General features: G+C 38.0%; 10 protein-coding genes. All 10 read left to right on the top strand.

The genetic code is table 11. The features are described from left to right. The first annotated feature begins 13 nt into the window (after positions 1-13). Positions 14-949 carry a methionyl-tRNA formyltransferase gene (fmt, locus tag H346_RS0106620; protein WP_027970389.1) on the top strand — a complete coding sequence of 312 codons (936 nt, stop codon included), beginning with the start codon at positions 14-16 and terminating at the stop codon, positions 947-949. Then, complete coding sequence (gene rsmB, locus H346_RS0106625; RefSeq protein WP_027970390.1) at positions 939-2261, top strand: 16S rRNA (cytosine(967)-C(5))-methyltransferase RsmB; 1323 nt, start codon at positions 939-941, stop codon at positions 2259-2261. The genes fmt and rsmB overlap by 11 nt, the downstream gene beginning before the upstream one ends. 37 nt (positions 2262-2298) lie before the next feature. Further along, positions 2299-3039, top strand: a complete 741-nt coding sequence (locus tag H346_RS0106630; RefSeq protein ID WP_027970391.1) for a Stp1/IreP family PP2C-type Ser/Thr phosphatase — start codon at positions 2299-2301, stop codon at positions 3037-3039. Beyond that, positions 3036-4934 (top strand): Stk1 family PASTA domain-containing Ser/Thr kinase, encoded by a 1899-nt coding sequence (gene pknB / locus H346_RS0106635; protein WP_027970392.1) that lies wholly within the window; start codon positions 3036-3038, stop codon positions 4932-4934. Before H346_RS0106630 ends, pknB begins: the two co-directional genes overlap by 4 nt. 123 nt (positions 4935-5057) lie before the next feature. Next, positions 5058-5750, top strand: coding sequence for a cell wall-active antibiotics response protein LiaF (gene liaF, locus H346_RS0106640; protein WP_027970393.1), 693 nt, complete (start codon positions 5058-5060; stop codon positions 5748-5750). Then, entirely contained in the window at positions 5747-6772 is a 1026-nt protein-coding gene (locus H346_RS0106645) for an envelope stress sensor histidine kinase LiaS (protein WP_027970394.1), read from the top strand. Before liaF ends, H346_RS0106645 begins: the two co-directional genes overlap by 4 nt. Beyond that, positions 6744-7385: a response regulator transcription factor gene (locus H346_RS0106650; RefSeq protein WP_027970395.1), complete on the top strand. Its 642-nt coding sequence runs from the start codon at positions 6744-6746 to the stop codon at positions 7383-7385. The genes H346_RS0106645 and H346_RS0106650 overlap by 29 nt, the downstream gene beginning before the upstream one ends. A gap of 33 nt (positions 7386-7418) precedes the next feature. Then, positions 7419-8819 carry a bifunctional Cof-type HAD-IIB family hydrolase/peptidylprolyl isomerase gene (locus H346_RS0106655; protein ID WP_027970396.1) on the top strand — a complete coding sequence of 467 codons (1401 nt, stop codon included), beginning with the start codon at positions 7419-7421 and terminating at the stop codon, positions 8817-8819. Further along, a complete protein-coding gene (locus H346_RS0106660) occupies positions 8819-9178 on the top strand; it encodes a S1 RNA-binding domain-containing protein (RefSeq protein ID WP_027970397.1) in 360 nt (119 codons plus the stop codon). Before H346_RS0106655 ends, H346_RS0106660 begins: the two co-directional genes overlap by 1 nt. A 251-nt stretch (positions 9179-9429) precedes the next feature. Further along, the coding region (locus H346_RS09840) for a KxYKxGKxW signal peptide domain-containing protein (RefSeq protein WP_037562761.1) at positions 9430-9740 on the top strand (311 nt) is incomplete at its 3' end.

A 9740-nucleotide genomic window follows, 5' to 3' on the forward strand; every position in this document is an offset into this window, starting at 1 on the left:
AAAGAGGAGATCAATGACGACATTACTTTTTATGGGAACTCCCCAGTTTTCGGCAACTGTTTTGAAAGGGCTGCTGGAAGAATCTAATTATGAAATTTTAGCGGTTGTGACACAGCCAGATCGAGCTGTCGGTCGTAAAAAAGAAATCAAAATGACCCCCGTAAAGGAACTGGCACTTGAGCACAACTTACCTGTTTATCAGCCTGAAAAATTATCAGGATCACAGGAATTAGAAGAGCTCATGTGTCTAGGTGCAGATGGGATTGTGACGGCAGCCTTTGGTCAGTTTTTACCAACAAAATTATTGGATTCGGTTTCGTTTGCAGTGAATGTGCACGCTTCATTATTGCCTAAATATCGTGGGGGGGCGCCCATTCATTATGCGATTATGAATGGCGATAAAGAAGCAGGTGTTACCATTATGGAAATGGTAAAAGAAATGGACGCTGGTGATATGGTAGCTAAAGCAAGCACTCCTATTCTTGCAACAGACAATGTGGGTACCCTATTTGAAAAGCTAGCCGTTATTGGACGTGATTTGCTTTTGGACAGTCTTCCCGCCTATCTTTCTGGGGAATTAAAACCAATTCCTCAAGACCATAGTCAAGCCACCTTTTCACCCAATATTTCACCAGAACAAGAAAAATTGGATTGGACTAGATCAGCTCAAGAAGTCTTTAATCACATTCGTGGCATGAATCCTTGGCCGGTAGTTCATACTTTTTTAGATGGGCAACGCTTTAAAATTTATGAAGCGGATTTGGCAGAGGGAAATGGTCAGCCTGGCGAAATTATCGCTAAAACTAAAAAATCATTGCTTGTGGCAACAGGTCAGGGGGCACTTTCTTTGACAGTCGTGCAGCCAGCAGGAAAACCCAAAATGCCAATTTCAGATTTTTTAAATGGTGTTGGTAGAGCCCTTGAAGTAGGTGATGGTTTTGGCAGATAATTGGAAAACTAGCCCTCGAGGGAAGGCACTCCTTGTCATTGAAGCTATTTTAGAACAAGGAGCTTATACCAATCTAGCTCTCAGCCAACAATTAAGTAATAAAACCTTATCGCCTAAGGATAAGGCTTTGTTGACTGAAATTGTTTATGGGACCATTTCTCGTAAAATTAGCTTGGAATGGTATTTGGCTCATTATATTCAAGACCGTGATAAATTGGATAAATGGGTCTACAACCTGCTTATGATTAGCCTTTATCAACTTATTTATTTGGACAAATTGCCAGCACATGCTATTGTTAATGACGCAGTTACCATTGCTAAAAATCGTGGTAATAAAAAAGGGGCAGAGAAATTTATCAATGCCATTTTACGTCAGTTTACCGGCAAACCTTTACCAGATATGACAAGCATTAAGCGTCAAAATAAATATTACTCAGTCAAGTATTCTTTGCCTGTTTGGTTGGTTAAAAAACTAATCGATCAATTTGGGAAAGACAGGGCAGTAGCCATCATGGAAAGCTTATTTGTACGTAACAAGGCAAGTATCCGTGTTATTGATCCTTCTAAATTGGATAAGATTGGTCAAGCCTTAGATGCAGAACCATCCCTCTTGTCAGAAACAGGGTTGATCAAATCATCGGGGCATTTTGCTGCCAGTGATTATTTTGTTAATGGTGATATTACCATTCAGGATGAGAGCAGTCAGTTGGTTGCACCGACTTTAATGATTGAGGGGGATGAAATTATTCTTGATGCCTGTAGTGCTCCAGGGGGGAAAACAGCCCATATGGCATCCTATTTATCGACTGGTAAAATAGTTGCGTTAGACTTATATGACCATAAGCTAGAACTGGTTAAGGAAAATGCTAACCGCTTAGGAGTTGCTGATAGGATTGAGACTAAAAAGCTAGATGCTAGAGAGGTTCATCACCATTTTGAAAAGGATAGTTTTGATAAAATCTTAGTAGATGCCCCTTGTTCAGGAATTGGCTTGATTCGTCGTAAGCCAGACATCAAATACAATAAAGACAGTCGAGATTTGAGCGCTTTGCAGACCATCCAACTAGAGATATTGTCTAGTGTTTGTCAAACCTTGCGTAAAGGTGGTATAATAACATACAGTACTTGCACTATTTTTGATGAGGAGAACTGTCAAGTCATCGAATCATTTTTAAAAAGTCATCCTAATTTTGAACAAGTAAAATTGAACCATGCACAAGCAGATATTGTGAAGGATGGTTACCTTATTATCACACCAGAACAATACCAGACTGATGGCTTCTTTATTGGACAAGTCAGACGAGTCTTGTAGTATTTTAGGAGGAAACTGACCTAGTCAGAAAAAGTATATGAAGATTTCATTAAAAACAGACATTGGGCAGAAACGCTCAAACAACCAAGATTTTATCAACAAGTTTGATAATAAAAAAGGAGTTACCCTTGTAATTTTAGCTGATGGCATGGGGGGACACAGAGCTGGGAATATTGCCAGTGAAATGACAGTCACAGACATTGGTAGAGAATGGGTAAAAACAGACCTGACAGAATTAAGTCAGATTAGAGATTGGTTGTTAGCAACTATTGAGTCAGAAAACCAACGGATTTATGATTTAGGACAATCTGAGGATTTTAAAGGAATGGGAACGACTGTTGAAGCAGTAGCCTTGGTTGAATCAAATGCTATTTATGCTCATATTGGTGATTCTCGTATTGGTTTTGTTCATGATGGTAGCTATACCTTATTGACTAGTGACCATTCTTTGGTCAATGAATTGCTTAAGGCTGGGCAAATTACTGAAGAAGAAGCTGCCAGTCACCCTCAAAAAAATATTATCACACAATCCATCGGTCAAGCATCTCCAGTAGAGCCTGATTTGGGTATTAAGGTCTTAGAAAAAGGGGATTACCTTGTCATTAATAGTGATGGCTTGACAAATATGATTTCTAATCATGAAATTGTCGATATCTTAAGTCGAGACCTTAGCCTTGATGACAAAAATCAAGAAATGATTAATTTGGCTAACCTAAGAGGAGGTTTGGATAATATCACTGTCGCTTTGGTTTACAACGAAAGTGAGGATACAGAATGATTCAGATTGGCAAACTATTTGCTGGTCGTTATCGCATTCTAAAATCTATTGGCCGCGGTGGTATGGCGGATGTTTACTTAGCAAATGACTTGATCTTAGATAATGAAGATGTGGCAATTAAAGTTTTACGGACTAATTATCAAACGGATCAGGTGGCAGTGGCACGTTTCCAACGAGAAGCGCGTGCCATGGCTGAGTTGAACCATCCTAATATTGTTGCCATCCGGGACATAGGTGAAGAAGACGGACAGCAATTTTTAGTAATGGAATATGTAGATGGGGCTGATTTGAAGAAATATATCCAAGATCATGCACCTCTATCTAATAATGAAGTGGTTAGGATCATGGAAGAAGTTCTCTCTGCCATGACATTAGCTCACCAAAAAGGAATTGTTCATAGGGATTTAAAACCTCAAAATATTCTTTTAACAAAAAATGGCGTGGTTAAGGTAACAGATTTTGGGATTGCCGTTGCTTTTGCAGAAACCAGCTTGACACAGACCAACTCCATGCTTGGTAGCGTGCATTATTTGTCCCCAGAACAAGCACGTGGCTCAAAAGCAACCATCCAAAGTGACATTTATGCGATGGGAATTATGCTTTTTGAAATGCTGACAGGGCATATTCCTTATGATGGGGATAGTGCCGTTACGATTGCCTTGCAGCATTTTCAAAAACCTCTTCCTTCAATTATTGAAGAAAATCGTAATGTTCCACAGGCACTAGAGAATGTGGTTATTCGTGCAACAGCCAAGAAGTTGAGTGACCGTTACGGATCAACTTTTGAAATGAGCCGAGACTTGATGACGGCACTTAGCTACAATCGTAGTCGTGAACGCAAAGTTATTTTTGATGATGTGGAAAGCACAAAACCACTTCCAAAAGTAACTCCTGCTCCAATGACAACTCCTAAGACAGCAATGCCTGGTTCGGTTGCACCAACAACAGAAAGTCGTCTAGAGCAAACCAATCAAATGGATAGTCTCCAAAAACCACAAAAAAAGAAGAAAAAAGGTCGTTTTTTAGGAACCTTGTTAAAAATTCTCTTTTCTCTTTTTATTGTTGGAGTAGCCCTCTTTACTTATTTAATTGTAACGAAACCTAACTCTGTTAAAGTTCCAGATGTCACCGGAACCAGTCTCAAAGTTGCTAAACAAGAACTGCAAGAAGTTGGTTTGAAAGTTGGCAAGGTTAAACAAGTTGATAGCGATACAGTTGCAGAAGGAAATGTTGTTAGGACAGATCCGCAGGCAGGAACAATTAAGCGCCAAGGAGCTAGCGTTACGATTTATGTCTCCATGGGAAATAAAGGATTTGAGATGGCAAATTATAAAGGGTTAAACTATCAGGAGGTCATGAATAGTTTGATGGAGACTCACGGTGTGCCAAAATCAAAAATCAAGATTGAACGTATTGTTACAAATGAGTATCCTGAAAATACTGTTATTAGCCAATCACCAAGTGCAGGAGACAAATTTAATCCAAAAGGAAAATCAAAAATTACGCTTAGCGTGGCGGTTAGTGACACTGTTATCATGCCGATGGTAACAGAATATACCTATGCAGAAGCTGTCAATACGTTGACTGCTTTAGGAATTAATGCGTCTAGGATAAAAGCTTATGTCCCGAGTTCAACTTCTGCGACAGGTTTTGTTCAGGTGAGTTCACCAAAAGCAAAAGCTATTGTTAGTGGGCAAAGCCCGTATTATGGGACATCATTAAGCCTTTCAGAGAAAAGCGAAATTAGTCTGTACCTCTATGCTGAAGAGACAAAATCATCTAATAGTTCGTCTAGCTCAGAGTCAAGTTCAAGCAGTTCATCATCAGGTAACGGAACAGGCTCCAGCAGTAATACAGAAACAGCACCCTCGGAATCGAATGGTCAGACACCGTAAAAGAGCGATGAATACCTAGTTTTATGCTACAATAGCATTAAGCTAGGTGTTTTTGTGTTTGTAACTCAAAGATGCATTTTTTTACTATTTTTGATAAAATGACAAAGAAGCGAAGGGGACCTAATGAGAAAATTTCAATTCTTTCTACTGATTGAATGTCTGTTATTAGCTATGGGCATCATGACTATCTTGGATAATGATTTATCGAGTTTTATTTTAATCTTAGTACTTATTTTATTGGCTTTACGTTTTTATAATCAAGATAGCCGCAATAACTTTCTTCTGACAGTCAGTTTATTGCTTCTTTTTTTAATCTTTATGCTCAATCCCTACATTATTATGGCAGCTCTTTTGGGGATTGTTTACGTTTTTATTAACCATTTTTCACAGGTCAAAAAAAAGAATCGCTTTGCTTTGATTCGTTTTGAGCAAGAAAAAGTTGATGTCACTCAAACCAAGCACCAGTGGATTGGAGCTTCCAATTATGAAAGTGACTATTATTCTTTTGATGATATTAATATTATTCGGATTTCTGGGAATGATACCATTGATTTAACCAATGTTATTGTGACAGGCATGGATAATGTCATTGTGGTACGCAAAATATTTGGTAATACAAACGTTTTAGTTCCTATTGATGTAGGGGTAACTTTGGATGTTAGTTCCATCTATGGCAGTGTTGATTTTTTTGATTATCAACAATATGATCTTCGCAATGAGTCTATTAAGTTAAGAGAAGCAGATGGTCAGCAGTTAAAGAAAGTTAAAGTGATTATAACGACCATTGCAGGAAATGTTGAGGTGGCTAGGCGATGAAAAAACGTTATTATGCCCTTATTTGGCTATACTCAACGGTTACCATTTTATCCATTGTTTTTGTGGTCATGGACAATTTGGGAATTACTTTTGACTATCTGCGTGGTCATTTGTGGCAGGTTGAGCGTCTATTTTTTTCTATTTTATTATTGATTATATCGGTGACCTTACTCTTATTGTTGTTATGGATTATTTTAGATGATAATAGCAAGCGTAGCATCAATCAAAATTTAAAGCGCATGTTAAATAATCAGCGGCTACAGCTAGATGAAACCTCTGAAATCAATACAAATTTAAGTAAATTGTCTGAAAAAATTGCTCACATGACGGCTAATATGCAGAAAAAAGAAAGTGCCTATATTATCGAAAGTCAGGAAATTGTTCAACAAGAGCGCAAACGTATTGCAAGGGATTTGCATGATACGGTTAGTCAGGAATTGTTTGCTTCTTCGATGATTTTATCAGGCATTTCGATGAGTTTGGAGCAACTAGATAAAGAGCAACTACAGACGCAGTTGGTTACTGTTGAAGCGATGTTGCAAAATGCTCAAAATGATTTACGTATCTTGCTCTTGCATCTAAGACCAACTGAATTAGCTAATCGCACCTTATCTGAGGGTCTTAATATGATTCTTAAGGAATTGGTTGACAAAAGTGACATTGAAGTGCTTTATAAAGAGAATATTGGTCAATTACCCAAATCCATGGAGGATAACCTCTTTAGGATAGCACAAGAATTTATTAGTAATACGTTGAAGCATGCCAAGGCAGGTCGGATTGAAGTTTACCTTAATCAAACCTCAACAGAATTGCAACTAAAGATGATTGATAATGGAATTGGTTTTGATATGGATCAAGTGAGAGACCTTAGTTATGGCTTGAAAAATATTGAAGACCGTGTTGATGATTTAGCAGGTAGTTTACATTTGATTAGTCAAAAAGGTAAGGGAGTATCCATGGATATTAGACTACCGATAGTGATGGGAGATGATGATGAGAAAAATAAGAGTGATATTAGTTGATGATCACGAAATGGTTCGTATGGGACTTAAAAGCTTTTTGGCTGTTCAATCAGATATTGACGTCATTGGAGAAGCTTCTAATGGTCGTGAAGGGGTTGATTTAGCGCTAAAATTAAAACCAGATGTTTTGGTCATGGATCTGGTCATGCCCGAATTAGATGGTGTTGAAGCAACACTAGAAATTCTCGAAAAATGGGAAGAGGCTAAGGTATTGGTTTTAACGTCTTATTTGGATAATGAAAAAATTTATCCTGTGATTGATGCAGGTGCCAAGGGCTATATGTTAAAATCTTCCAGTGCTGCTGAAATTTTAAATGCTATTCGAAAGGTTGCTAAGGGAGAGTTAGCAATTGAGACAGAGGTAGACAAAAAAATTAAGGCTCATAATCAGCATCCTGATTTGCATGAAGACTTAACCACCCGTGAGTATGATATTTTGTATCTGTTAGCTAAAGGCTATGATAATCAAACGATAGCTGATGAACTATTTATTTCTTTAAAAACCGTTAAAACCCATGTGTCTAATATTCTAGCCAAGCTACAAGTTGATGACCGAACACAGGCAGTTGTGTACGCTTTCAGACACCATTTAGTCCCCCAAGATGACAATTAATGCTATAATAGGTAGAGTTAAATGGAGGATAGTATGGATGCAAAACTAAAATATAAAGCTAAGAAAATTAAAATGGTCTTTTTTGACATTGATGATACTTTAAGGGTTAAAGATACAGGTTACATGCCCGATTCTGTTCAAAAAGTATTTCAAGCGCTAAAAGCTAAAGGTATTTTGGTTGGAATCGCCTCAGGTCGTGCTCGATATGGTGTTCCGCAAGAAGTAAGAGCGTTACATGCTGACTATTGTGTTAAATTAAATGGCGCCTATGTCAAAGATGATAAGAAAAATATTATCTTTCAAGCCCCTATTCCAGCTGATATTGTCGTGGCTTACAAAAAATGGGCCGATGACATGGGAATTTATTATGGCATGGCAGGTCGTCATGAAGCGGTTTTATCAACGCGTAATGACATGATTAACAATGCTATTGACAATGTTTATGCGCAATTAGAAGTCTGTCCAGATTATAACGAGAAGCATGACGTTTATCAGATGTGGACTTTTGAGGACAAAGGAGATAGTTTACAATTACCGGTTGAATTAGCAGAACATCTTCGCCTTGTCAGGTGGCACGATAATTCATCGGATGTTGTTTTGAAAGGGACTTCAAAAGCCTTGGGAGTTTCTAAAGTAGTTGATCATTTGGGATTAAAACCAGAAAATATCTTAGTTTTTGGTGATGAGCTAAATGACTTAGAATTATTTGATTATGCTGGGATTAGTATTGCGATGGGGGTATCACATCCACTCTTGCAAGAAAAAGCGGATCTTGTCACAAAGAAAGTTGAAGAAGATGGCATTTTATATGCCTTGGAGGAATTAGGGTTGATTGAAAAAGAATTACAGTTTCCACAGTTGGAATTAGAGAAGCAAAAAGGTCCAAAGGCGACCATTAAAACGAATTATGGGGATATGACCTTAGTCTTGTTCCCAGAACATGCCCCTAAGACGGTTGCTAACTTCTTAGGGTTAGCCAAAGAGGGATACTATGATGGCATTATTTTCCACCGAATTATTCCAGAATTTATGATTCAAGGTGGTGACCCAACTGGTACTGGTATGGGTGGACAGTCTATTTATGGCGACAGTTTTGAAGATGAGTTTTCAGACGAACTTTACAATCTTCGTGGTGCCTTTTCGATGGCTAATGCAGGTCCAAATACCAATGGCAGTCAATTTTTCATCGTTCAAAATAGTAAGATTCCTTATGCGAAAAAAGAATTAGAACGTGGTGGTTGGCCGGTACCGATTGCAGCTGCTTATGCAGATAATGGCGGCACACCTCACCTTGATCGCCGTCATACTGTTTTTGGTCAAGTGGCTGATGATAATTCCTTCCAAGTTTTGGATCAGATTGCGGCAGTTGAAACTGGTGCTCAAGATAAACCCAAAGAAGATGTTGTCATTGAAACAATTGAGGTATTTGATTAATGAGAATTGGTGACAAACTGCATGGAACCATCACAGGGATTAAACCATACGGCGCTTTTGTTGCCCTTGAAAATGGGACAACAGGTCTCATTCACATTTCAGAAATCAAGACAGGTTTTATTGATAATATTAACCAGCTATTAGCTATTGGTGATAAGGTCATGGTTCAGGTTATTGATGTTGATGAATTTAGTCAAAAAGCTAGCTTATCCATAAGAGCATTAAAAGATGATAAGCCTCATTTTTCTCATAGGCACCGTTTTTCAAACAGCCGTTATCATTTTGGGTTTAAACCACTTGAAGATAATTTACCACGTTGGATTGAGGAAAGTTTGTATTATTTAAGAAAAGGTAATTAACTAGCTTTTCTTCAATTATAGAATGAAGAGTGACGTTCTAGAGGGAACTAAGAGATTCTCTCTTTTTTATTATTTAAAAATTGTTACACTTTTGAGTAAGGCAGTTCATGAGCCATTCTGCTGGGGAAATTCTTACTTTGCAAAAAATATTAGAAACACTTGACAATATATATATATATATATATATATATATAATGTTCCTTGCGTTTAATTAACGTTTTTTAATTTTAATTTTACAAAAGGAGCTTAAAATGAAGAAAATAACCCAAAAAGGATTTCGCACATGGAAATCAGGCAAACAGTGGCTGTTCATGGGAGTGACAATTGCCACATTGCTAACAGGGCTTGGAGTAATATACGGGGCTATGCAACACTTAAGAATGTCAAGTGAGCCTTCCAAGACAACTAGTAGTAGCTTCAGTGGTGGTGGACAACGTTCAGGAGAATCAAGGGAGAATACTCCAAAAGTTTCAAGGCTAAGTAGTACATCTGAGACTCCTCCACGTACCCCAAGTTTAAGTGGCACAACGCAAGGTTTAGAAGGTGCATCAGGTGAGACAAG

Origin of the sequence: Streptococcus castoreus DSM 17536, assembly GCF_000425025.1 — a bacterium.
In the GTDB taxonomy this organism is placed as follows: domain Bacteria; phylum Bacillota; class Bacilli; order Lactobacillales; family Streptococcaceae; genus Streptococcus; species Streptococcus castoreus.